The following is a 23611-nucleotide window of genomic DNA, read 5'->3' as shown; positions in this document are numbered from 1 at the left end:
AAACCGCCATGAAAAAACTCGTTGCCCTGGCCGCGTTGGCAGCGATGACCTCGCCCCTCTGGGCTGCCACCCAGAGCGTCACGCTGTCCGTGCCGGGTATGAACTGCGCCACTTGCCCGATCACGGTCAAGAAAGCGCTGACCAAGGTCTCCGGCGTCAGCAAGATCGACGTGAACCTGGATCGACGCGAGGCCAGGGTGACATTCGATGATGCGAAGGCGAATGTCGAGGCCCTCACACGCGCCACCAAGGACGCGGGTTATCCCTCGACCGTGGTGGGAGCCGCCAAGTGACGGTGGTGATCCTGGAATCGACGCTGACCTGTCCCGAGTGCGGCCACGCCAAGGCCGAGACGATGCCCACGGACGCCTGCCAGTGGTTCTACGAGTGCGAGCAGTGTCACTCCGTGCTCAAGCCCAAGCCGGGTGACTGCTGCGTGTATTGCTCCTACGGCACAGTGCCTTGTCCGCCGATACAGGAGCGTGGCAAGGACCGTTGCTGCGGCAGCTGATCACGCTAGGCGCAGTCGTTCACGCTGCTCGTCCCACCGTTGGGGAATGGCACGACGGCTGACGCTTTCCAGTGTCACGCCCGCAGCCGCGCCGATTGCGCAGGCTTCAACGATGCTGGGTGCCAACTGCGCCAATCGGGCGATCCGGCTGGCACGACCCAGATCGAGACCTTCAGCTTCGGCGATCTCAGTGATCGATGCGAAGCGTCCTTCGTCCATCAGCCTTTGCCAGTGGTGCGCGAGGCCGAGCGCGCGCATCAAAGGCGTGTCCTGCGCGGCCGCCTTCATCAATCGCTCGCGGCGGGCCTCGTCCAGGAATTCCTGCGGCGCGTCCAAGGGCGTGATGACCTGCTTCTTCAGCCCCCGCTTCACCAGCGTCCAGGGCACGAAGGTTTCCAGTTGCACGCCGCCTGCCGGGTTCGGCAGTTGATAGGTGACCGGATCACCCTTGAACCGGCCCCGGTGCTTCTTGCTCATGCGTCCTCCTCAAAGCGCTTCACGATCTGGCGTTGCGCCTCCCAATCCACCGGCAGCGGGTTGCGCTGGAACCAGATCAGGTTCATCCGGCGGGGCTGCCGCCCGGCCATCAGCAGTTCGAGGATGTCGGGCGCGAGCAGGGTCAGGCGCATCAGCTCGTTGGGCACCGAGGGGTGCAGTCCTTCGGCCCGGGCAATGTCTGACCCACTCTTCATCACGCCGGTGTCCACGAGGTGCTGCCAGTAGAAACCGCGTGCCACCCCCTCCAGCAGCGTCACATCGTGAACGTGGCGGTCGTCGGCGGCCACCCGCCGCGCGCCCCGGCGGCGAAACGTCAGGGGCACGAAGGTTTCCAGTGTGTCGTCCATCAGGCCTCAACCTCCACCAGCTCCGCGCCGATGCCCCTCGGGGCGAACTCACCGATCAGGGCGTCCCAGCCCAGTTCCCGCCACTTCACCTTGATGCCCTGCACCTCGCCAACGTGGACGAGGTCGATGCGCTCGATCATCAGGTTGGCGATGCGGTGACGCTCGACCGGGAACAACTGATCCCACACGTCGTTGAGCCGTCCCATCGCCATCACCGTGGTGGCCTCGTCGATCTGACCGCCGTTGCGCTGGATGTGGCGTACCACCGATGCGATGGATTCCGGGCTGGTCAGCACCGTGCGGATCTGAGCCACCACTGCAGCCTCAATCTCCGGCGCAGGTAAGCGCTCGTAGCTCTTGCCGGGTGCTCCGAACCGGCTTTCCGACTTGGACACGTAGTAGTGGTACTTGCGCCCGTTCTTGCGCGAGTAGGTCGGGTACATCCGTTCGCCCGAGGGGGCGTACAGCAGGCCGCGCAGCAAAGCGTCGGTGCGCGACCGGATCTTGGTTTCCACCGAGCGTGCGTGCCCGTCGCGGGCCAGCACCGCGTGAACCTTGTCCCACAGTTCCTGGTCGATGATTGGCGGGTGAGCGCCGGGGTACCAGTTCCCCTTGTGCGACAACTCCCCCAGGTAGATGCGGTTGCGCAGCAGCTTGTGCAGGTACTTCTTGTCGATGCGCGTGCCGTTGCGGGTCTGGCCCTCCTGCGTCGTCCAGGCCTTGGTCGTGATGCCGTCGGCGGTCAGATTGACGGCGATCTGGGTCGGAGAACCGATGGTCAGCATCTCCTCGAAGATCCGGCGCACCGCAGCCGCCTCGGTTTCATTGATGACCAGCAGGCGGTTGTCGACGTCGTAACCCAGGGGCGGGACACCGCCCATCCACATCCCTTTGCGCTTGGCGGCGGCGATCTTGTCGCGGATGCGCTCGCCGGTGACCTCGCGCTCGAACTGGGCGAAGGACAGCAGGACGTTGAGCATCAGCCGCCCCATCGACGTGGTGGTGTTGAACTGCTGCGTGACCGACACAAACGACACGCCGTGGCGCTCGAACACTTCGACCATCTTCGAAAAGTCGGCCAGGCTGCGGGTCAGGCGGTCGATCTTGTAGACCACCACGATGTCGATCTGGCCGCGCTCGATGTCGGCCATCAGGCGTTTCAGCCCCGGCCGCTCCGTGTTGCCGCCTGAGTACCCGGGATCGTCGTAGTCGTCGGCCACCGGAATCCAGCCCTCTGCGCGCTGGCTCGCGACGTAGGCGTGGCCAGCCTCCTTCTGCGCGTCGATGGAGTTGAATTCCTGATCGAGACGTTCATCCGAGGACACCCGGCAATAGACGGCGCAGCGTTTGCGGGGCTTGATGCTGGCGATCTCACTCATCGCGAACCTCCCTTGCTCAGGCCAAAGAACAGCGGCCCTGACCAGTGCGCGCCGGTGATGTGGCGCGCCACTGCCGTCAGGCTCTTGAAGCTGCGCCCCTGGTAATCGAACAGCCCCTCTGCGGTGACTGTCACCCGGTGTTCTCGTTCGCCCCATTCGCGCAGCAGGATCGTGCCCGGCGCGAAATCGAAATCACGCGGCTTGGCCCGCAGCTTGATCTTGGAGTGCTTTGCGCCGATGGCTTCCAGCCGCTGCTTGGTCTCGGGCGCAAGGCCACCGAAGGCTTCCTCCTGCAGCTTGTAGGCGAGGCGGGACTCGACGTGCGTACGGTTGGGGTAGTCCGGGCGGCGCGGAAAATACCGATCCCACACCATCCAGAGTTCGGACATTGGCAGGCAGGCCAGCTCGGCGATCCGTGCGGCGACGGATGCTTGTTTCTCGTTCATCACAACATCTCCTCTTGATAGGGGGTTGTATGAACGCGCTGGTCGGGCAGGAAGCCAAGGCCAACTGCTCTCTGGTTTTGCTCGTCTGCGACGAGGGTGCGGACGATGGCAGCCGCAAGGATGGTGGTGATTTCACCAGCACGGGCGCTGGCGGACATCTCCGAGGAAGATGCAAGTTCGAGGTTCTTCATGACGGCTCCGAGGAATTGCAACCGTCACAGATGATGTGCGTGATGCTCCGAAGCGGATGGCAATTCCGGGTAATCGGCGACGAAATTTTCGCGTTAACTAAACAGTTGACAGGCCGCAAGACCCGCAGTACGCTCACACAATTAACCAATCACGCAACTAGGAAACACCCATGCCTTTCGGAGCCTTCATTCGCAAAATGCGCGAAGAGAAGCAGATTCAGATGAACGAGTTCGCGCGTCAGCTCGAGATATCGCCTGCTTACTGGTCACGCATTGAGCGCGACATGGAAAAGCCGCCCAAGGACGAGCTGATCCGCAAGGCAGCCGAGATTCTGGGCATCGACCCCGACGACGCCTTCGTGGAGGCCAGCCGTCTGCCGCCCGACATGCGCGAGGACGTGGCCAGCGTGGTGCGGATGTACCGTCGTGAAGTAACGGAGAAGAAGTGAATGCCGGTTCTGACTCTCGACTACCGGCATTGCGACCGCAAGCGCCCCAAGTACGTCAAACACATCGAGATTGAAGGCATTGCTGCGCTGGCCCGCCAACAACTGGTTGGCTCCGGGCTCGACGCCATTCCCTTCGACGCGTTGCGCGAAATCAACCGCTTGAAGATCAACGGCATCGACTTCTCGGTTGAAGTCAGCACGGATTGCGAGGTGCACGACGACGATGGCAACCACGTCTTTGGGATCTGCGAGTACGACCCCGGCGTTCCAGACACCGCGATGGTGTGCGTTTCTCCTGTCGGCGAAAAACTAAGCGAACTGCTGGCTCTAAGCACGCTTGCGCACGAGTTGGGGCACGCAGTGTTCGATGCGCCGGGCTGGATCGTCGAGGGCAGCAAAGGGCCAGGGTTGTTCGACGCCTTGGAGCCAGCCGTGCAGCGTGCCTACCGCACAACCACGCCGGACAGTGAACATTTGGCGAAATCACCCGTTACACCCGCACAGGCCGTACTGGCCACGGAGGTTCATTTCGCCGAGTTGCGCGCCAACGAGTTCATGGGATCGCTACTGGTGCCGCGCCAGCACTTGAGCCTGGCAGTCGAAGAGCTTGCCCCGCTGTTCAGCATTGCGCTGCACCGTGGCCCGTCTCTCGATCCAGAGATTCCCGGTACCAGTTTGTATTTCTCGCCCGTCGGCGCAAACGATCTGGAGTTTTTCGAGAAAGCGCTCGCCGCGCGCTTTGGCGTTAATCCTCGATTTGTTCAGGTACGTCTGCAACGCTACGGCCTGATCCGAGCGGAGGCCGCCGTGCGCTGACCCTTGCCACCCCCGCCACGCCGACCCTGCGTCGGCATTTTTTGAATCTCGCAGTTAACAACTCGCGCAATCGCGCACTTTACGAAGGAGTCTGCCTATGCCTACCGGTCACACCACCACCGCCCAGCAGGAGAAAGCGGTCAACCCGAAGTCGTCACCGAAGCGGGCGCGCGAGCAACGGTCAGATGATGGCCCTGCCATCCTGCCCGGAATGGAGCATTTCGTCGATCTGCTGCGCAAGGTCAAGCGTCCGGCGCTGGTGGTGCGCCTGCTTGAACTGGCCAGCGGCGATGCGTTGCCGGAACTTCAGGCATTGGCCGATGCCTCGAAAGGAAAACTGCCGGTCGAATCCCGTCAGGCATTTTTCCACTGCGTGGCCAAACTGGATGCTGCCATCCGCCTGCGCCTCGAGGATGCCGTCGAACGAGTGATCCTGCTCAGCGATGACTACGGCGCTCAGGCTGTTCAGGCGGTGCTCGACGCCAGGCGCGAAGACGATGCCACCGTGCTCGCAATGCCCAGCGACCGCCATAGCCGCGCATTGCACCTCTATCTCCTGCAGGAGTTTCCCGAGGCTGGAGCACGCCGCGAAGCGCGCTTCGATCACGCGGAGCACGAACAGGTGATGCACCGCCAGTGGAAAAGCGAGCACTTCTCCAGCCACTACCTTGGCCCCAAGGGCGTGGAGCCGAAAAATGGCGATGACATCCAGGAAGCACTTCGCACACGGATTGCAGAGCTGTTCCCGCATGTGCCGAAAGAGCAAATCCTGATCGAGCAGTTTGTGCGGTGCGGCTTGTCCCACGCACAGCGCGATGACGATGAAGATGCCGACGACGAGCCGCTGACACAGCTGCACACGCTGTGCGCAACCTTCAATGGTTCTACGGCGCATTACCGGCAGGTGGAAGACGGCCAAGTGGTCGACCACGAGGAACCAGCTGCCATGTCGGCACGCTTTTCCTGGGAACCGGCAACCGGGGCGCTGACAGTGTTCTGCGAAGACCGGGAAAAGCGCCGGGAGCTTGCCACCATCTTCCGCGACGTGGCGCTGGCGCACGAGGGCGCGATTGACGACATGCCGATGCGTCAATTCGATCTGCTCGGGTTCTCGACCTCGGCCATGCTCAAGCGGCTGGAGCAGGATCGCATCGCGGACATCGAGCGCATCGACATTCTTCAGATCAAGGTGGCCAAGCCCTTTGAACAGTTGCTCGAGCTTGGCGGCAAGACCGTCGCTCGGCAGCTGGCGAGCAAGATGGAGATCACCCGCGATCGGCGTGACAGCCGCAACGTCTATCAGGTCGCCTACGAGGATTACAGCGCCGAAGATCTGAGCCAGTACGCACTGGTACAGGTGAAGCTGGTGATGCGCATGGCGACACAGCCCCACCGCAAGGCGCACAACGTCGCCGTCCAGATCACAGCCCCCAACGGCCTGAACGACAAGAGTAAGACCGAGGACGACCGCAAGCGCGTACTGGAGCAGTTGATTCGCCTCGGCGTCTTGAGCGAATTCTGAGGGAGCGTCGACGATGTCATTGCATCTACGCTTCTTCACCGCCATCGACAGGCTGTCGAGCCTGGATACACCAGTGCTGGCCACAACGTTCGGACGTGACCGTTCTCAGCTCCTGCAGCGGGGCTGGATCACCGACGAGGGTCATCTCACGCATGTCATGGCCCCGTTCCTCGACTCTGAATGCGAGGTCGAGATCGAGGCCGATCCCGATGCGGGCTGCTACCGCTATCGCAGTCCGCTGGATGGGCGCACTGTGGTGCAGCCCTTGAACGAGATCGCACTGTGCGGTATCCAGATCGAACGATGGCTGACCGATCTGGCACGCATGGTAGGCATCGAAGATCGGCGACGTGCCAGCCGCCCATGCCTCACGCCACAGCATCTCTGGCATCTCGGCGACCTGCGCGTCGCCGGGACGCATGATTTTGCCCCGGTGTTTGTTGGGCGCGCGTGGGCACGTGCGCAAGCCGTCAATACATCTTCTGTTCTGGCTGATCCTGCATGGTCACGCGGCGGTGTGATTTTGCAGGCCCGCCAAGTTCAGGCAGATCTGCCCCGTGATCATGTGATCCGGGCGCTCGATGAGTTCGTTCGCCTGGACGATGGGCAGGATGTTTTCGATGCAAGCGCATTCGACCGCGTGCTGCGCGGCTACGTCACGCCTAGCGGTGAGTCCGAGCCATTGCAGTACCTGCAGGGCACCCGCGTGAAATTGCCTCACTTTGCTTCATCACGATTGGTGAGTGATACGCGCGCAGCAATTCTGAAAGTGATGTGGGGCGTGGAAGGCAAGACACCTCCGGCCATGAAGTGGGCAGACGTCAAGACGCAAGTTCACTCTGCTGCCCGGTCATTTGATGAGGCCTTTGGTGACAAGGAAACAAGAGAGGACTTCCTCGTTCTCGTGAAGTCTGGCGGCTACTACCAAGTGCGCCGCCAGTAGAAGTCGTAGTTTTTTCCGGAGCCCGATCCGGATTCAGTCCGTAGTTCCATGCGGAGACTTCGATGTGCCCATTTCATCTAGGAGGCACATCGAAATGCAAACCCAAGTTCCAGCAACCCAAACAGGTCGGGATTCCTTCCGACCCAACCCCGGCAGTGCCGTGTGCATCGCCCTCGACGAAAACGAGCTCGCCATCCGCTGGGGGCTCTCCGTCAAGACCCTGCGCCGCTGGCGTCAGGAACAGCTCGGACCGATCTACTGCAAGCTCGGCCGCCGGGTCACCTACCTCCTGCACGAAATCGAAGCCTTTGAGCGGCGCGTCTCGCGTTACTCCAGCTTCACTCGTGCGTATCAGTGAGGAGGACGGCCATGAGCGATCTAACCATCTTCCCCGCCGACATCGCCGAGATGTCCGTCAGCCAACTGGCTGCACTGCCGCCCGAGCAGAAGCGCGAGATCGACAAGAACCTCGACGCGGCTATCGACTGGCTCAAGAAGGCCCGCACCAAGTTCGACGCGGCGCTGGATCAGTGCTACGGCGAGCAGGCCCGCGCCGCGCTGCGTGAATCCGGCCGCGATTTCGGCACCGCCCACATCAGCGATGGCCCGCTGCGGCTCAAGTTCGAGTTGCCCAAGAAGGTCAGCTGGAACCAGCAGCAATTGACCGAAATCGCCGAACGCATCGTGGCGTCAGGCGAGAAGGTCGAGGGCTACCTCGACATCAAGTTGTCCGTCTCCGAATCCCGCTTCACGAACTGGCCGCCTGCCTTGCAGCAGCAGTTCGCTGCCGCTCGCACCGTGGATTCCGGCAAGCCGTCTTTCACTCTTTCCCTTGATTCGGAGTAATGGCCATGAGTGCAATCATTCCCTTCCAGTTTGAAGCGCACGCTGTGCGCGTTCAGGTCGACGACGCGGGCCAGCCGTGGTTCAACGCCGCCGACGTCTGCGCAGCTTTGGAACTGTCGAATCCGCGCGATGCTCTCGCCAAACACGTCGATTCGGATGATGTCGCAAAACGCGACGTCATCGACAACCTTGGACGCACCCAGCGCGCCAACCACGTCAACGAGTCGGGCCTCTACGCCCTGATCCTCGGCAGCACCAAGGATGCCGCCAAGCGCTTCAAGCGCTGGGTCACCCACGAGGTATTGCCCGCGATCCGCAAGACCGGCAGCTATACCGCTCCCGCTGCGCTGGGGGCCTTGCCTGCACCGACCCATGACCGTGTATCCGCGATTCTGCTGATCGGCGAGGCTGTGGCGAAGGTGCCGGGCGTCAAGCCGGGCATCGCAGCGGCGGCAACGCTCACCTGCATTCAGGAGAACACGGGCATCACCACCGAGGTGCTGCGCCGCGCGCTGCCGTCGGCCAACGAACCGATCTGCGCGCTCAACGCCACCCAGCTCGGCAAGCTGCTCAACCGCTCGGCCAAAGCCACGAACCAGATGCTGGCAGCGGCTGGCCTGCAGTTCCGGAACGACCGTGACGAATGGGAACTGACCGAGGCGGGTGAAGCATGGGGCGAGGCCATGCCGTACTCGCGCAATGGCCACAGTGGCTACCAGATCCTCTGGAATCCCGCCGTCGCCGATGAGCTGAAGGAGGCCGCGTGATGAGTCTTCCCATCATCTCCGCGCAGCAGCGCATGGCCGAACGCAAGGGCGTGAAGCTGCTGATGCTCGGTAAATCCGGCATTGGCAAGACCACCCGGCTCAAGGATCTTGACCCGGCCACCACGCTGTTCCTCGACATAGAGGCTGGTGACTTGGCGGTGGCCGACTGGCCCGGCGACACCATCCGTCCGGCATCCTGGCCGGAGAGCCGCGACTTCTTCGTGTTTCTCGCGGGCCCGGACAAATCGCTGCCGCCGGAGTCGGCGTTTTCGCAGGCGCACTTCGATCACGTCGTCGAGAAGTTCGGTGACCCGGCGCAACTGGGCCGCTACCAGACCTTCTTCCTCGACTCGATCACGCAGCTGTCGCGCCAGTGCTTCGCGTGGTGCAAGACGCAACCCGGCGCGGTCAGCGACCGTACCGGCAAACCCGATCTGCGCGCCGCATATGGCCTGCTTGGCCAGGAAATGATCGGCGCACTGACTCATCTGCAGCACGCACGCGGCAAGAACGTGGTGTTCGTGGCCATCCTCGACGAGCGGCTCGATGACTACAACCGCAAGGTGTTCGTGCCGCAGATCGAAGGCAGCAAGACCGCACTGGAGCTGCCCGGCATCGTCGACGAGGTTGTGACGCTGGCCGAGATCAAGGCCCAGGAAGCAGACGGCAGTGGTAGCACATACCGCGCCTTCGTCACGCACACCGTCAATCCCTACGGCTTCCCCGCCAAAGACCGCAGCGGTCGCCTCGATCCGCTCGAGCCGCCCAACTTGCGCGCACTGATCGCCAAGTGCGCGGGTGAGTCCGCCACGCCCGTTCGCACTGCCACCACCCAATCCCACGAATCTCAGGAGTAATCGCCATGACCCAGCAATCCACCACCAGCAACAACTGGAACGACTTCAACGACGCCGAATCACAGCAATCCGGCTTTGACCTGATCCCCAAGGGCACCGTTGTCCCTGTGCGCATGACCCTCAAGCCCGGTGGTTATGACGATCCCAGCCAAGGCTGGGGCGGCGGTTACGCCACCGAGTCCTTCGACACCGGTTCGATCTATCTGGCCGCCGAGTTCGTGGTCACCGCTGGCGACCACGCCAAACGCAAGATGTGGTCGAACATCGGCCTGCATTCGCAGAAGGGGCCGACCTGGGGTCAGATGGGGCGCAGCTTCATTCGCGCCGCGCTCAACAGCGCCCGCAACGTCCACCCGCAGGACAACAGTCCCCAGGCCGCCGCCGCGCGCCGCATTCAGGGCTTCCACGAACTGGATGGCCTGGAGTTCCTCGCCCGCGTCGACATCGAGAAGGATGGCAAGGGCCAGGACCGCAACGTGGTCAAGGTCGCGGTCGAACCCGATCACCCCGACTACGCCAAGTTGATGGGCGTGCCGCCCAAGTCCACGGGTGGGGGCACTTCCGGTGCTCCGGCACAGCCAGCGGCACCCGCGTATCAGGCAGCGCCTGTCCAACGCGCACCCGTGACGGGCAAACCGTCGTGGGCGCAGTGAGGGAGGCCGATGAAATGCTGGGTCTGCAAACGACAAGCACGCGGCTACGGCCACACGGACGGTCGATTCAAGACCGGCGATGCGCGCCGCTACGTGCTCGACTGGGTGTTCTGTTCCCGTCGCTGCCAGGACGCGTTCCACGCGCTGTACGGCAACTGGCAACAGGCCAAGGATGGCTACATCGGCAAGACGGAGGTCGCCATGATCGATCCGTCTGAAGTCGAACTGGCCGCCATGCGCCAATGCCTCAAGTCCTTCGGCGAGGCGGCGGGCGAGATCGGTTTTACCAAGCCTCTGGGCGACTACTCCGAGGCCGAAGCGCTGCGGGTGATCGATGCCATCGTCACTTGCTGGTCGGAGGCGATGGTCGCGCACCACGAGGTCACCAAGTTCCCGCCCGTGCGGGGCTTGCCGCCCACGCCCGATCCGCTGGCACCCGATGCCGCCAATCCGTTCGCGGATCTGGAGGATGACCTGCCTTGGGATGAACCGAAGGGGAAGAAGCCATGATGGACTTCAATTCCTCATCAAGCATCGCGGGCCAGGTCACCGCCCTGGTCGACGCCGGGTTGCAACAGGCCCGAGCCCGTCAATCCGAGCGCCAGTACCTCGGGGCCTCGCGCCTCGGGGTGGCCTGCGAGCGCGCCCTGCAATTCGAGTACGCCAAGGCTCCCATCGACCACGGGCGGGACACCCCGGGCCGGATGCTGCGCATCTTCGAGCGTGGCCATGTCATGGAGGACTGCATGGTCGCGTGGCTGCGGGAGGCAGGCTTTGACTTGCGCACCCGCAAGCCTGACGGCGAGCAGTTCGGTTTCTCGGTGGCAGACGGTCGCCTGCAGGGCCACATTGACGGCGTCATCGTGGGTGGCCCTGAGGGCTTTGCCTATCCCGGACTGTGGGAATGCAAATGCCTGGGCAACAAGTCCTGGAGCGATCTGGAGAGAAAGGGCTTGGCGATCTCCAAGCCCATCTACGCCGCGCAAGTGGCGATCTACCAAGCCTATCTCGAACTGCACGAGCACCCGGCGATCTTCACGGCGCTCAACGCCGACACGATGGAGATCTACACCGAGCTCGTGCCCTTTGATGCAGCCCTTGCCCAGCGCATGTCGGATCGTGCGGTGAAGGTCATCTCAGCCACGGAAGCAGGCGAACTGCTGCCACGTGGCTTCCATGACCCGACCCACTTCGAATGTCGGATGTGTGCATGGCAAGACCGCTGCTGGAGGACGCAAGCATGACCGATCACTCAACACCGGCCCAAAGCGTCGAGCCGATGATCGACGCCAAGCAGGCAGCGGCCGCGCTGCGCCTGCCGTACTACTGGTTTGCCGACCACGCGATGCGCAGCAAGTACCGCATCCCGCATTACCTGATGGGTGGTCTGGTGCGCTATCGGCTGTCCGAGCTTTCTGCGTGGGCAGCTCGCAGTGCCGCAGTCCAAGGCCGTACTGAATACGAGGTGGATGCTGCCGCCGAGGAGGTCGAATGACACTCGACTTCAACGACATTGCGCCACCGCCCGAGAACAACCGCCGCACCCTCAGCGACGCCGAACGCGAAGCACTGCGCGCCGATTTGCTGGCGTGCCTCGAGTCCGTGCTGTTCACTCTGTTCCCGGCAGGCAAGAAGCGCCGGGGCAAGTTCCTGATCGGTGATGTGCTGGGTAGCCCTGGCGACAGCCTTGAGGTGGTGCTTGAGGGCGAAAAGGCAGGCCTATGGACGGATCGTGCCGACAACTCCGGCGGCGATGTGTACGCGCTGATCGGCAATCACTTCGGCATCGATGTGACCCGCGACTTTCCCCGCGTGCTTGATGCCGCTGCCGATCTGCTCGGACGCTCGCGCTCCGCACCAGTACGCAAGGCCAGCAAGAAGGACGTGCCGGTCGACGAACTCGGCCCCGCCACCGCCAAGTGGGACTACCTCGACGCCCAAGGCCATCTCATCGCCGTTGTCTACCGCTACGACCCGCCCGGGCAGAGGAAGCAGTTCCGGCCCTGGGATGCCAAGCGGCGCAAGATGGCACCGCCCGACCCGCGTCCGCTCTACAACCAGCCAGGGATGACCAGTGCCGCGCAGGTGGTACTGGTCGAAGGCGAGAAGTGCGCGCAGGCCCTGATCGACGCGGGCATCGTGGCCACCACGGCGATGCACGGCGCGAACGCTCCGGTAGAAAAGACCGACTGGTCGCCGTTGGCCGGCAAGGCCGTGCTGATCTGGCCCGACCGTGACAAGCCGGGCTGGGAGTACGCCACGCAGGCGGCACAGGCCATCCTGTCGGCGGGAGCCAAATCCTGCCACATCCTGTACCCGCCCGAGGAAGCCGCCGAGGGCTGGGACGTGGCCGACGCCATCGCCGAGGGCTTCGATGTCGCCACCTTCCTCACCCACGGCCCACGTTTGCAGATGCACGACGTCGCCGATGACGTTGATCCGGTGGTCAGCAGCGACGAATCCGTCTGGGGCACGGAGGACGCGCTGGCGCTGTCCTTCACGCGCCGCTACCACCGCGACTGGCGCTACGTGGCTGGCTGGGGAAAGTGGCTGGTGTGGGACGGGCAACGCTGGCGCACCGAGGACACGTTGGCGGCCACGGACTTGATCCGCAGCGTCTGCCGCCAGACGGCTGTACGCGCCGACAACCCCAAGGTCGCTGCCAAATTGGCCAGCGCAGGAACGGTCGGCGGTGTGGAACGCCTGGCGCGTGCTGACCGCAGGCACGCGGCCACCACCGACGAATGGGATGCAGATCCGTGGCTGCTCAACACGCCAGGCGGCGTGGTCGATCTCAAGACAGGCCGGATGCGCCCGCACGAGCGCGCCGATCGGATGACCAAGATCACCACAGCCACGCCCAGCGGCGACTGCCCGACCTGGAGGCAGTTCATCGACGAGGTCACGGGCGGTGACAAGGAACTGCATTCCTATCTGCAACGGATGGTCGGCTACGCGCTGACCGGATCGACGCAAGAGCACGCGCTGTTTTTCCTGTACGGCACAGGTGCGAACGGCAAGTCGGTGTTCGTCAACACGCTGGCCACCATCCTGGGTGATTACGCGACCAATGCGCCGATGGACACCTTCATGGAAACGCGCACCGACCGGCACCCGACCGATATGGCGGGACTGCGCGGCGCGCGCTTCGTGGCGGCCATCGAAACTGAACAGGGAAAGCGCTGGGCCGAGTCGAAGCTCAAGAACCTCACCGGTGGCGACAAGATCTCGGCGCGCTTCATGCGCCAGGACTTCTTCGAGTTCTTCCCGCAGTTCAAGTTGTTCGTGGCGGGCAACCACAAGCCCGCCATTCGCAATATCGACGAGGCGATGAAACGCAGGCTGCACCTGATCCCTTTCACGATCACCGTGCCGCCCGAGCGCCGCGACAAGAACCTGCAACAGAAGCTCCTGGCCGAACGTGACGGCATCCTCGCGTGGGCCGTGCAGGGCTGTCTCGACTGGCAGCGCCACGGACGACTCTCTCCACCGCAGCGCGTGGTGGACGCGACGGAGGAGTATTTCGAAGCCGAGGACGCCCTGGGCCGCTGGCTCGATGAGCGCTGCGTGCGCGAGCCCAACGCCAAGTCGCTGACCGCCGAGCTGTTCAACGACTGGAAGCTGTGGGCTGAAGCCTCTGGCGAGTTTGTCGGCGCACAACGCCGCTTCTCCGATCTGCTCATCACGCGCGGGTTGGACAAATGGCGCAACGGGATGGGCGTGCGCGGGTTCCAGGGCATTGGCCTCAAGCACCCGCCGACCCCTGCCTACACCCCCTACGCGGACGACTGACCCCCATGAAAACCACGCGGTCTGACGCAGCTGACGCAGTTTGTCGTAACTCCTACGCGTGCGCGTGTGCGCGCGCCTCATGGAGAGTTTCGTCACGAAGTGTCAGCTGCGTCAGATCCGCACCGGATAAGGACTGACACCATGACCACGACCATCCTCGCCCTCGATCTGGGCACCATCACCGGCTGGGCACTGCGCGGCAGTGACGGCCACATCACGAGCGGCTCCGAGAGCTTCCGACCGCAGCGCTTCGAAGGCGGCGGAATGCGCTTCCTGCGCTTCAAACGCTGGCTCACCGAACTGAAGGCCATCACCAGTGACATCGACTGCCTGCACTTCGAGGAGGTACGTCGCCACGTCTCGACCGATGCTGCCCACGCATACGGCGGTTTCCTTGCCACGCTCACGGCGTGGTGCGAGCACCACCAGATCCCGTACCAAGGCGTGCCTGTCGGCACGATCAAGAAGCACGCCACGGGCAAGGGCAACGCTGGCAAGGACGATGTGATCGCTTCCGTCACCGCACGCGGGCACGCGCCGGTCGACGACAACGAGGCCGATGCCCTGGCGCTGCTGCACTGGGCGATCCAGCATCACGACGACGGCCAGGAGGTGTGACGTGAAAGTTCCCACACCGCAGTACCGCTGCCCCCTCGGGCGGCTGCAACCTCAAGCCACGGATCTGGATGCGATCAAGGAACGTGGCTGGCATGACCAGCGCATCCTGGTCGTCTCCGCTGACGACGACCGTCTCGACTGGATGGAGCGTGAACTGGTGCGCCAGATCGGCGAGCGCCTCTACGGTGCGGGAGGACGACGCCATGGCTGACCGTCGCAACGCGTGGACAATCGAGGACGTAGCCGTCCGCTTCGAAGAGGCGGCCAGCACTGCACGCCGTTTGCCACCCGTTCGGGTGCAGGGCTACTTCAACTGCTGGCCTGCGATCAAACGCATGTCCTGGGAAAACCTCGGCGCGGAACCGACGGTCTACCGCTTTCCTCCCGACCCTGCTGCCATCGAACGGATGCTGGAAGTCATGCGCTGGGTCCAATGGCTGGAGGAGGAACACAGGCACTTGGTCTGGATGCGGGCCAAGCGCTACGGGTGGCGGGACATCACGATCCGCTTCGCCTGCGACCGCACGACGGCATGGCGGCACTGGCAGCGGGCATTGCAGACGGTCGCCGACCACCTCAATGCAGCACACGTCGATGTCACGGTGCGCACACAGTCAATACGCTCCGCGCAGCGAGACTTGACGAGGGATGTTCCAAAAACGTGAGCAATTTAGGGTAATGCTTGCCGTGTTTGTCCTCGCCTTGCCGTGCTTGTCCGTTTCGAGGCCCTGCAACCCTGCAACAAAACGGGCCGGTCGGGGGTAGTATTTCAGCTATCTTCTGGACAGAGGTGACGGCAGAGGGAGCAACCCATAAATCAACGGGTCCTTCCTGGCCAAAAACCAATGCGGGGGGCGCGAGCGCGGCGCTTTTTTAGCGTCAGGGTGCGAACCAAGGTTCGCACGGTTCGCAGTTCGCACCCCGTCAGTTCGCACCAACCCCAAAAACCCGCCCACGGTTGTCGTCGGCGGGTTTTCTATTTTCAGGACACCATCTTTGAATACGCTCAACGTCGAGTACCGCAAGGTCGAGGCGCTGATTCCCTACGCCCGCAACCCGCGCACACATTCCGAGGCGCAAGTCACCAAGATCGCCGCCAGCATCGTCGAATATGGCTGGACGAACCCGGTCCTGGTTGATGGCGACAACGGCATCATCGCGGGCCATGGTCGTTTGGCTGCTGCACGCAAGCTGGGGCTGGATCAGGTGCCAGTGATCGAACTGGCCCATCTCACCACCGCGCAAAAGCGCGCCTTGGTCATCGCCGACAACCGGCTGGCGCTTGACGCTGGCTGGGATGAGGAGATGTTGGCGCTCGAACTGGCGGAGCTTTCCGAAGCGGGTTTCGAACTGGCGCTGACCGGCTTCGAGAACATCGAGATCGATGTGCTGCTGGCAGATGCCCAGTCGACTGAAGGTGAACCGGCGGCGCAGGATGGTGTAGATGCCGATGAACCCGATACGACCGATGACGTACCTGACACGCCAGTGGTGGCGGTGTCGCGCGAGGGAGATGTCTGGGCCATCGGCTCGCACCGGTTGATCTGTGGCGACGCCACCGACCCAGCCGTGGTCGCCACGCTGATGCAGGGTGACACCGCGCAGCTTTGCTTCACCTCGCCGCCTTATGGCAACCAGCGCGACTACACCTCCGGCGGCATTGCCGATTGGGATGTCCTGATGCGCGGTGTGTTCGCACATCTGCCGATGGCGGGCGACGGACAGGTGCTGGTCAATCTTGGGCTGATCCACCGCGACAACGAAGTCATCCCCTATTGGGACGGCTGGCTGTCCTGGATGCGTCAGCTAGGGTGGCGGCGCTTCGCGTGGTACGTCTGGGATCAGGGGCCAGGCATGCCCGGCGACTGGCAGGGCCGATTGGCTCCCAGCTTCGAGTTTGTTTTCCACTTCAATCGCAGCACCCGCAAACCCAACAAGATCGTGCCTTGCAAGCACGCAGGCCAGGAATCGCACCTGCGCGCTGACGGGTCGTCCACGGCGATGCGCGGTAAGGATGGCGAGGTCGGCGGCTGGACGCACAAGGGTCAACCGACGCAGGACACCCGAATCCCCGACTCAGTGATTCGCGTGATGCGCCACAAGGGCAAGATCGGTCAGGACATTGATCACCCCGCCGTCTTCCCGGTGGCGTTGCCGGAGTTCGCCATCGAGTCCTACACCGACGCCGGAGACATCGTGTTCGAGCCGTTCGGCGGCAGTGGCACGACGATGCTGGCCGCGCAGCGCACTGGCCGCATTTGTCGCAGCGTCGAGATTGCGCCGGAGTACGTGGACGTGGCCATCAAGCGCTTTCAGCAAAACCACCCCGGCGTGCCGGTCACGCTCATCGCCACCGGCCAATCTTTCGACGAGATCGCCACTGAACGCGAAACGGAGGTGGCGGCATGAACTGGCTGGCCGACAAGATCGAGCAGTGGCCGACAGCCAAACTGCTGCCCTATGCCCGCAATGCGCGGACGCACTCGGATGATCAGGTGGCGCAGATCGCTGCATCGATTGCCGAGTTTGGCTTCACCAATCCGATCCTTGCGGGCAGTGACGGCATCATCGTCGCTGGGCATGGCCGCTTGGCCGCTGCGCAGAAACTCGGGCTGGAAATCGTGCCCGTGGTCGTACTGGATCACCTGAGCCCGACCCAGCGACGCGCCCTGGTGCTCGCGGACAACCGGCTCGCGGAACTCGCGACCTGGGACGATGCCCTGCTGCGCATCGAACTGGAGGCGCTGCAGGACGATGGCTTCGATCTCGATCTCACCGGATTCGACGCCGATGCACTGGCAGAACTGCTGGCCGATGAGGAACCACAGATCGAGGGCCGGACGGAGGACGATGCCATCCCGGAGATGCCGGAAGAGCCGGTGTCTCGGTCGGGCGACGTCTGGCGGCTCGGGCCGCACCGCCTGGTCTGCGGCGACGCGACCACCGCCGAGGCCTACGCGCGCCTGTTTCCGGACGGCGAGCGGGCGGACATGGTGTTCACCGATCCGCCCTACAACGTGAACTACGCCAACAGCGCGAAGGACAAGCTGCGCGGCAAACACCGCCCCATCCTCAACGATGCGCTGGGCGAAGGCTTCTACGATTTCCTCTACGACGCGCTGGCGCTGATCATGGCGCACACCCGCGGCGCGATCTACGTCGCCATGTCCTCCAGCGAACTGGACACGCTGCAAGCGGCCTTCCGCGCCGCCGGCGGGCACTGGTCGACCTTCATCATCTGGGCCAAGAACACCTTCACGCTGGGCCGCTCGGACTACCAGCGCCAGTACGAGCCGATCCTCTACGGCTGGCCCGAAGGCGCGACGCGCCACTGGTGCGGCGACCGCGACCAGGGCGACGTGTGGCAGATCAAGAAGCCGCAGAAGAACGACCTGCACCCGACCATGAAGCCGGTGGAGTTGGTCGAGCGGGCGATCCGCAATTCGAGTCGTCCCGGCGACGTGGTGCTCGACCCCTTCGGCGGCTCGGGCACGACCTTGATCGCCGCCGAGAAGGCCGGGCGCGTGGCGCGGCTGATCGAGCTCGACCCGAAGTATGCGGACGTGATCGTGCGGCGCTGGCAGGACTGGACGGGCCAGCAAGCCACCCGCGAGGCGGATGGCCTGGCCTGCCGTTATGTACCGAGGTGGCCTTGCTCTTGGCGATCCACGTCCTGACCGAGATCATGACTCGGACATGCGCTTTGCAACCACCTGCGCGCGAAAACCTCGGCCGGCTCCGGACGGGCGAAGTAATACCCCTGTGCTTCGTCGCAACCCAATGCCAGCAAGTGTTCCGCCTGCGCTGCCTCTTCCACACCTTCGGCCAGGGTCTTGAGGCCGAGGCTCTTCGCCATGGCAACGATGGCGGACACAATGGCGAGATCGTTGCGATCGGTCAGCATGTCCCGCACGAACGAGATGTCGATCTTCAGTTTATGAACGGGAAATCGCTTGAGGTAAGCCAGTGAGGAATACCCGGTGCCGAAATCATCGATGGACAGCGCAAACCCGGCCGAGGTCAGGGCGCGCGTGACCTCCACGGCACGTTCCGGGTCGCGCATCATGCCCGACTCGGTCAGCTCGAGCTCGATTGCAGAAGACGCTGCACCGGATTCGCGAGCGATCCTAAGACACCGGTCAACGAAATCGTCGTCCTCAAATTGTTTCGCGGCCACATTCACCGCGACCCTTCCGGGCAGCGGACACCCTCGTTCCTGCCAATGCCGCACCTGGCGGCATGCCCCGGCGAGCGCCCATTCGCCCAATGTACCGATCAATCCCCGTTCTTCCGCGATCGGGATGAATTCGGCTGGGGAAACCATGCCCCAATCCGCATCATGCCATCTCGACAGTGCCTCGGCGCCTACGATTTTGCCGCTGGGCAAATGCACCTGGGGATGATAGTGGAGTTGCAACCGTCCGGCGGCAAGCGCGGTTTCCAGGCGATGGACGATTTCCAGCTTCCTCGCCAAATCCGTACCCATCTCCGAACGGTAGAAGCGATAGCCCCCGCCGCTGGCCTTGGCCCGGTACATGGCGATGTCGGCGTGTTTGAGCAGCTCCTCGGCCGAGCGTCCATCTTCTGGATAGAAAGCAATGCCGATACTTGCCTTGAGCGCAAAAAACCGTCCATTGATTGCGAGAGGTTCGGCGAGCGCTTTTTGGATACGTTCGGCGATGAGGGCCGCGGCCGACTGGTTGGCCCCCATTGCAATCACGACGAACTCGTCGCCTGCCAGGCGCGCCAGGGTTTCCTCCTCTCGCAATGCGGCCTGAAACCGCCGGGCGATCTCGATGAGCGCCCGGTCGCCGATGGCGTGCCCCTGGGTGTCGTTGATCTCCTTGAAGCGGTCGAGATCCAAAAACAGAAGCGCCACCCGCTGTCCGTGGCGCTGGGCGCTCGCCAGCGCTTGCTTGAGCCGATCCAGGAACAACGCCCGGTTGGGCAGGCCCTGCAACGTGGTGGTGCGGGAGGACACGCCGGGGCTGAGCACCGTCGCGTTCATCGATCCGCAAACCATGGTCGCGTTGAGCGGCAACCCACAGGTGCGCGAGGTGGCCGATGACGCCGCGGCGCGGCTGGCTCGCGTGCGCGAACGCCTGGCGGCGGGATGAGGAACGCGGACCGGCGTCAGCGGCTCAGCACCCACTTCGCCAGCGTATCCAGCTCGGCCGGCGTCAGTCCCGGGTACGGCGGCATCGGCACCGTGCCCCACTTGCCGGCGCCGCCCGCGCGGATGTTGGCGGCCACCTGCTGCAGCGCATCGGCCTTGCCGGCGTATTTCGCCGCGACCTCCTTGAACGCAGGGCCCACGACCTTCTGCTCGACGGCGTGACAAGCGGTGCAATTGTTGGCCTTCAGCAGCGCTTCGGGCTGCAGCGACGCAGCGGTAGTGGGGGTTGCCGGTGCAGCGGTCTTCGGGGGCGGCGCGGCGGCCACCATGGCGGGTGCCGGTGTGGCAGCGGTGGTCTGCTCGGCGCCGTAGGTCTTGACGAGGTAGTCGACCATTGCCGGAATGTCCTCGTCGGAGAAGGGCGCACCGAACGGGTGTTTCATCTTCTTCACCGTGGCTTCCCAGTAGCTGCGCGGGGAGGTGGACGGCTGGTACTGCACATATTGCGCCGAATGACAGGTCATGCAGTTCTGCTGCACCAGCCGGTAGCCCGGCAGCTCGCTGGGCTTGTATGCGGCCGTCTCAGCGGGCAGCGTGATGTCCAGCGCGAAAGCGGCAGGCAGCGCGGCCGTCGCCGATATGATCCCCACGAGAACGCGCAGGCAGTAACGTTGTTTTGTGCTCATGCCTGTTCTCCTCATGCCGCGACGACGCGCGTGGTCTCGACGACGTTGCGCATGTAGCCGGCCGGGTTCCACAACGCGGACAGCGGCTGGCTTTGACCGATGCGGTTGACCGCGCGCACCTTCAGTTCATGAGCGCCTCGCTTGCTCGGCTTGAAGGCCACACTCCACTCGCGGAAGGAATACTTGCCCAAATCCTTGCCGAGCCGGGCTTCCGTCCAGGTGTGTCCACCATCGGCGGAGAAGGCGACTTCGGTGATGCCGAAGCCGCCGTCGAAGGCAATGCCGCGCACCACCGTCTCGCGCCCAACGCGCACCTTGTCGCCGTCGCGCAGGCTGGTGATGAACGAGCGCACGTTGAACCGGTTGATAGGCACGGTCTTGGCTGGCGCCTTGCCCGGCTCCACGCAGGCGCAGGCGTTGTCGGGAATGCGGTAGGCCGTACTCATCCAGAACCCGTCGAACGCCTTGTCCAGCACTTGAATGTCGGACAGGTGCTTGACCCAGTAGGTGCCGTAATGGCCGGGAACGATCAGCCGGACCGGATAGCCGTTGAGCATCGGCAGGTCCTCGCCATTCATCGCCCAGGCCAGCATCACCTCGCCGTCGAGCGCGTGGTCGACCGCGAGCGCCTTGACGAAGTCCGGGCTCTCGCCTTGCAGCGGCGGATGGTCCAGGCCATTGAAGCTCACCTGCACGGCACCGGCCTGCACGCCGGCCTTCTCCAACACTTTCTTCAGCGGCACCCCTGTCCAGCGTGCGTTGCCCATCGCGCCATTGGACAGCTGGCCGCCGTTGGCGCGCGGCGTGAAATGCCCGCGGCTGTTGCCGGAGCACTGGTTGACCGCCACCAGCTCCACCGGGTCGGCCAGACGCTTCAGGTCGTCCAGCGACAGCTCCAGCGGCGTGTTGACCTTGCCGCCCACGCGCAGCCGATAGCTTTGCGGATCGATCGAGGTGGGAATGCCGCTCCAGTGGTAGCGCACGAAGAACGCGTCGTTGGGCGTGATGACGCCTTCGTTGAAGACCGAAAACGGCGTCTCCAGCTGCGGCGGCCGGCTGGTCAGCAGGATCAGCGGGCGCTTCTGCGGAAAGGCCACCAACTCGCGCTCGCCATTGTCGAACGGCAACACGACGCGACCCGCAGTCGCCGCAAGCGCCTCGGCGGTCGGACCCATCAGGCCGGCACCGGCGCCGATGGCGCCCAAGGTCTTCAGCACACGGCGGCGCGCAGGCCAGGGGGGGGTGTCGTCACGCTCCATGTTTGTCTCCTTCTTCGAGTAGATGGGAAACCGCGCCCTATCGGGCGCTCACCAGAACTGCATTCGACGCCTGCGCCGCCGCATCACCTTCGACCACGAGAATCTGCGCGACGGAAGGCGTTTTCGACGACATGGTGGTCACCGCGTCTCGCAGCGGGCCGATCACCGTGCCGTTGGCCGCCCCGGCGGGGTTGGTCTTGAAACTCGCGATCGGCGAACGCTGGCTGCTCACATACACGTTGTACACCGTTTGCGGCTTGAGCTTGAAGAGGAAGACTTCCAGAGCGTCCACCAGCCCCAGGTTGCGCGCCACGACGAAGCCGCGGGCCTCTCCCTGCGTGGCTTTGAGCGTAATGTTGACTGGCTCGTCGTTGACGCGGGGCACGAGGTGGGCTGTGCCCGTGCCGCTGGGCACGGCGTTCGACACATAGACCAGCGCCTGCGGGGCCTGCCCCACGGGTGCGCGAGCGATCACCCGGTCGGTGGCGGTGTCGATCACGTCCACCGCGTCACCGTTTTCCAGCCCCACGTACATGCGCGTGCCATCGTCGGATGGCCAGATGCCGTGCGGTAGCGCGCCCACCGGGATGGTGGCCAGCAGCTTGGGCGTGGCGTCGGTGGTGTAGACCTTCACCACGTTCTCGCCGCCGATGGTCACGTAGGCCAGCGTGCCGCGTGCGGTCTTGGCGAACCCGAGGTGGTTGGTGATGAATCCGGTCTCGATCACGCCCTTGACCTGAAGCGTATCGGTGTCGATGCGGGTCACCTTGCCCACGTCCTTGTGCGTCATCCACACTTCCTTGAAGTCCGGGGTTAACTGCAGGAAGGGCGAGAACGGGCTGACCACCGGGATGCGCTTGATCACCTTGCGCGTGGGCACGTCGATCACGTCCACCTCCGGCGTGAAGCTGTGCACCACGAAGGCGATGTTCTTCTGCGGATGGAACAGCACCATGCCCGGCCCGGGCGCGGTTTCGATGCGGCCGACTTCCTTGAAGGTCGCGGCATCGATCACGGACACGTAGTTCTCGCCGCGCACGACCGCCCACACGTGCTTGCCGTCCGGCGTGAAGAACGCCTCGTGCGGCGAGCGGCCGATGTAGGCGATGCCTTTGACCTGGTTGGTGGCGGTGTCGATGAAGGCGACCGAATTGGAGCCGTTGGAAATCGCGACCAGGGTCTTGTGGTCAGGCGAGAAGCCCAGGCCGTGCACGTTGAGCTCACCCTTGTACAACGGCGACAGCACCTCCGGCCGCACGTTGCCCAGCCGGATCTGGCCCAGCAGCGTGTTGGACGAAGGATCGATCACCGACACCGTGTTGGTGTTCTGGTCGGCGGTGTAGACGCGATCGGCGGGGGCCGGCGCGGCCAGCACGATGCTGCTGAACAATGCCAGCGGCAGAGTGAGGGAGAGTCGTTTCATCACCGGGTTCCTTGTGTTGTGCTGGTGGAGTGGGATGGGTTGCCCGCTGCGTCCTGGGTGGCGGCACCGTCGGCATGTCGTGCGAGCCAGGCCTGCATCAGCCGGATTTCGTTGTGTTGCTCGGTGATGATCGACAGCGCCAGGTTGCGCAGCTCGGGGTCCTGGGTATGCAGGAGGACGGCCTTGGCCATGTCGATGGCGCCTTGATGGTGCGGAATCATCATCGTGACGAAGTCGTGGTCCGGGTTGCCGTTCATCGGCGCGGCGCGCATGTCGTGCTCCATCACCGCCATCGCGTCGTCCATCAATTGGGCGAAAGGTTTGGCCGTGCTCGCCACGAAAGCCGGCGGGGATTGCATTAGGGTTGCGGCCGGGTGGGAGTGGGCGTGTTGCGCCAGCGCCGGTGAAGCTACCAACATGGCCAAGGCAGCAAACACCAGCGGGCGGGTTGATCTCGAGAGCAACGTGATCGTGAAGGCGGGGGTCTGCATG

Annotated in this window: 30 protein-coding genes; 20 read left to right on the top strand and 10 right to left on the bottom strand. The window is 63.9% G+C overall.

Features of this window, described 5'->3' with window-relative positions; translation table 11 throughout:
• Nucleotides 1-8 precede the first annotated feature (8 nt).
• Both merP and TK49_RS24890 read left to right on the top strand, forming a co-directional pair.
• A complete protein-coding gene (merP, locus tag TK49_RS02060) occupies nt 9-293 on the top strand; it encodes a mercury resistance system periplasmic binding protein MerP (RefSeq protein ID WP_045785220.1) in 285 nt (94 codons plus the stop codon).
• The gene (locus tag TK49_RS24890) at nt 290-511 is read left to right on the top strand and encodes a GDCCVxC domain-containing (seleno)protein (RefSeq protein WP_045785219.1); all 222 of its coding nucleotides are present in this window, start codon (nt 290-292) and stop codon (nt 509-511) included. Before merP ends, TK49_RS24890 begins: the two co-directional genes overlap by 4 nt.
• Here TK49_RS24890 and TK49_RS02050 read toward each other — a convergent pair whose 3' ends face one another.
• The 5 genes from TK49_RS02050 to TK49_RS02030 are packed head-to-tail and all read right to left on the bottom strand — an operon-like array spanning nt 512 to nt 3372.
• On the bottom strand, nt 512-988 hold the full coding sequence (locus tag TK49_RS02050; RefSeq protein ID WP_045785218.1) for a hypothetical protein: 477 nt from the start codon (nt 986-988) through the stop codon (nt 512-514).
• Complete coding sequence (locus TK49_RS02045) at nt 985-1356, bottom strand: hypothetical protein (protein WP_045785217.1); 372 nt, start codon at nt 1354-1356, stop codon at nt 985-987. Before TK49_RS02045 ends, TK49_RS02050 begins: the two co-directional genes overlap by 4 nt.
• Nucleotides 1356-2735 (bottom strand): recombinase family protein, encoded by a 1380-nt coding sequence (locus TK49_RS02040; protein WP_045785216.1) that lies wholly within the window; start codon nt 2733-2735, stop codon nt 1356-1358. Before TK49_RS02040 ends, TK49_RS02045 begins: the two co-directional genes overlap by 1 nt.
• Nucleotides 2732-3181 carry a DUF2924 domain-containing protein gene (locus TK49_RS02035; protein WP_045785215.1) on the bottom strand — a complete coding sequence of 150 codons (450 nt, stop codon included), beginning with the start codon at nt 3179-3181 and terminating at the stop codon, nt 2732-2734. Before TK49_RS02035 ends, TK49_RS02040 begins: the two co-directional genes overlap by 4 nt.
• Entirely contained in the window at nt 3181-3372 is a 192-nt protein-coding gene (locus tag TK49_RS02030; RefSeq protein WP_045785214.1) for a hypothetical protein, read from the bottom strand. The genes TK49_RS02035 and TK49_RS02030 overlap by 1 nt, the downstream gene beginning before the upstream one ends.
• A 170-nt stretch (nt 3373-3542) precedes the next feature.
• On the opposite strand from TK49_RS02030, the gene TK49_RS02025 reads away from it, so the two are divergent.
• From TK49_RS02025 to TK49_RS01940, 18 genes are all read left to right on the top strand, one after another.
• Complete coding sequence (locus tag TK49_RS02025) at nt 3543-3821, top strand: helix-turn-helix domain-containing protein (RefSeq protein ID WP_045785213.1); 279 nt, start codon at nt 3543-3545, stop codon at nt 3819-3821.
• Nucleotides 3822-4637 (top strand): hypothetical protein, encoded by an 816-nt coding sequence (locus TK49_RS02020; RefSeq protein WP_045785212.1) that lies wholly within the window; start codon nt 3822-3824, stop codon nt 4635-4637.
• Nucleotides 4638-4734: 97 nt separating this feature from the next.
• The gene (locus TK49_RS02015; RefSeq protein WP_045785211.1) at nt 4735-6159 is read left to right on the top strand and encodes a hypothetical protein; all 1425 of its coding nucleotides are present in this window, start codon (nt 4735-4737) and stop codon (nt 6157-6159) included.
• Nucleotides 6160-6172: 13 nt separating this feature from the next.
• Nucleotides 6173-7102, top strand: coding sequence for a hypothetical protein (locus TK49_RS02010; protein ID WP_045785210.1), 930 nt, complete (start codon nt 6173-6175; stop codon nt 7100-7102).
• A gap of 94 nt (nt 7103-7196) precedes the next feature.
• Nucleotides 7197-7460 carry a helix-turn-helix transcriptional regulator gene (locus TK49_RS02005; RefSeq protein WP_045785209.1) on the top strand — a complete coding sequence of 88 codons (264 nt, stop codon included), beginning with the start codon at nt 7197-7199 and terminating at the stop codon, nt 7458-7460.
• Nucleotides 7461-7471: 11 nt separating this feature from the next.
• Nucleotides 7472-7948 carry a hypothetical protein gene (locus TK49_RS02000; protein WP_045785208.1) on the top strand — a complete coding sequence of 159 codons (477 nt, stop codon included), beginning with the start codon at nt 7472-7474 and terminating at the stop codon, nt 7946-7948.
• 5 nt (nt 7949-7953) lie between these two features.
• Complete coding sequence (locus TK49_RS01995; RefSeq protein WP_045787701.1) at nt 7954-8715, top strand: BRO-N domain-containing protein; 762 nt, start codon at nt 7954-7956, stop codon at nt 8713-8715.
• Nucleotides 8715-9572 (top strand): ATP-binding protein, encoded by an 858-nt coding sequence (locus TK49_RS01990; RefSeq protein WP_045785207.1) that lies wholly within the window; start codon nt 8715-8717, stop codon nt 9570-9572. The genes TK49_RS01995 and TK49_RS01990 overlap by 1 nt, the downstream gene beginning before the upstream one ends.
• Nucleotides 9573-9577: 5 nt before the next feature.
• A complete protein-coding gene (locus tag TK49_RS01985) occupies nt 9578-10225 on the top strand; it encodes a hypothetical protein (protein WP_045785206.1) in 648 nt (215 codons plus the stop codon).
• A 9-nt stretch (nt 10226-10234) separates the two neighbouring features.
• Nucleotides 10235-10735, top strand: coding sequence for a DUF6511 domain-containing protein (locus TK49_RS01980; protein ID WP_045785205.1), 501 nt, complete (start codon nt 10235-10237; stop codon nt 10733-10735).
• Nucleotides 10732-11469, top strand: a complete 738-nt coding sequence (locus tag TK49_RS01975) for a PD-(D/E)XK nuclease family protein (protein WP_045785204.1) — start codon at nt 10732-10734, stop codon at nt 11467-11469. The genes TK49_RS01980 and TK49_RS01975 overlap by 4 nt, the downstream gene beginning before the upstream one ends.
• Nucleotides 11466-11720: a hypothetical protein gene (locus tag TK49_RS01970; protein WP_012479843.1), complete on the top strand. Its 255-nt coding sequence runs from the start codon at nt 11466-11468 to the stop codon at nt 11718-11720. Before TK49_RS01975 ends, TK49_RS01970 begins: the two co-directional genes overlap by 4 nt.
• Nucleotides 11717-14017 (top strand): phage/plasmid primase, P4 family, encoded by a 2301-nt coding sequence (locus TK49_RS01965; RefSeq protein ID WP_045785203.1) that lies wholly within the window; start codon nt 11717-11719, stop codon nt 14015-14017. Before TK49_RS01970 ends, TK49_RS01965 begins: the two co-directional genes overlap by 4 nt.
• A 141-nt stretch (nt 14018-14158) precedes the next feature.
• Nucleotides 14159-14635: a crossover junction endodeoxyribonuclease RuvC gene (locus TK49_RS01960; RefSeq protein WP_045785202.1), complete on the top strand. Its 477-nt coding sequence runs from the start codon at nt 14159-14161 to the stop codon at nt 14633-14635.
• Nucleotide 14636: 1 nt separating this feature from the next.
• The gene (locus tag TK49_RS01955; protein ID WP_045785201.1) at nt 14637-14846 is read left to right on the top strand and encodes a hypothetical protein; all 210 of its coding nucleotides are present in this window, start codon (nt 14637-14639) and stop codon (nt 14844-14846) included.
• On the top strand, nt 14839-15300 hold the full coding sequence (locus tag TK49_RS01950; RefSeq protein ID WP_045785200.1) for a DUF6362 family protein: 462 nt from the start codon (nt 14839-14841) through the stop codon (nt 15298-15300). Before TK49_RS01955 ends, TK49_RS01950 begins: the two co-directional genes overlap by 8 nt.
• 331 nt (nt 15301-15631) lie before the next feature.
• Nucleotides 15632-17044: a site-specific DNA-methyltransferase gene (locus tag TK49_RS01945; protein WP_045785199.1), complete on the top strand. Its 1413-nt coding sequence runs from the start codon at nt 15632-15634 to the stop codon at nt 17042-17044.
• Complete coding sequence (locus TK49_RS01940) at nt 17041-18312, top strand: site-specific DNA-methyltransferase (RefSeq protein ID WP_045785198.1); 1272 nt, start codon at nt 17041-17043, stop codon at nt 18310-18312. Before TK49_RS01945 ends, TK49_RS01940 begins: the two co-directional genes overlap by 4 nt.
• Here TK49_RS01940 and TK49_RS01935 read toward each other — a convergent pair.
• From TK49_RS01935 to copM, 5 genes are all read right to left on the bottom strand, one after another.
• The gene (locus tag TK49_RS01935; RefSeq protein ID WP_205624844.1) at nt 18270-19643 is read right to left on the bottom strand and encodes a putative bifunctional diguanylate cyclase/phosphodiesterase; all 1374 of its coding nucleotides are present in this window, start codon (nt 19641-19643) and stop codon (nt 18270-18272) included. The genes TK49_RS01940 and TK49_RS01935 overlap by 43 nt on opposite strands.
• A 125-nt stretch (nt 19644-19768) precedes the next feature.
• On the bottom strand, nt 19769-20437 hold the full coding sequence (gene sorB, locus TK49_RS01930) for a SorB family sulfite dehydrogenase c-type cytochrome subunit (RefSeq protein ID WP_221892517.1): 669 nt from the start codon (nt 20435-20437) through the stop codon (nt 19769-19771).
• An 11-nt stretch (nt 20438-20448) separates the two neighbouring features.
• Nucleotides 20449-21696 carry a SorA family sulfite dehydrogenase catalytic subunit gene (sorA, locus tag TK49_RS01925; RefSeq protein WP_045785196.1) on the bottom strand — a complete coding sequence of 416 codons (1248 nt, stop codon included), beginning with the start codon at nt 21694-21696 and terminating at the stop codon, nt 20449-20451.
• A 37-nt stretch (nt 21697-21733) separates the two neighbouring features.
• A complete protein-coding gene (locus TK49_RS01920; protein ID WP_045785195.1) occupies nt 21734-23119 on the bottom strand; it encodes a beta-propeller fold lactonase family protein in 1386 nt (461 codons plus the stop codon).
• Entirely contained in the window at nt 23119-23610 is a 492-nt protein-coding gene (copM, locus tag TK49_RS01915) for a CopM family metallochaperone (protein ID WP_052698580.1), read from the bottom strand. Before copM ends, TK49_RS01920 begins: the two co-directional genes overlap by 1 nt.
• Between the last annotated feature and the right edge of the window lies 1 nt (nt 23611).

It is taken from the genome of Ralstonia mannitolilytica, from assembly GCF_000954135.1.
GTDB classification, from domain to species: Bacteria; Pseudomonadota; Gammaproteobacteria; order Burkholderiales; family Burkholderiaceae; genus Ralstonia; species Ralstonia mannitolilytica.
This window is presented reverse-complemented; position numbering and strand designations above follow the sequence as displayed.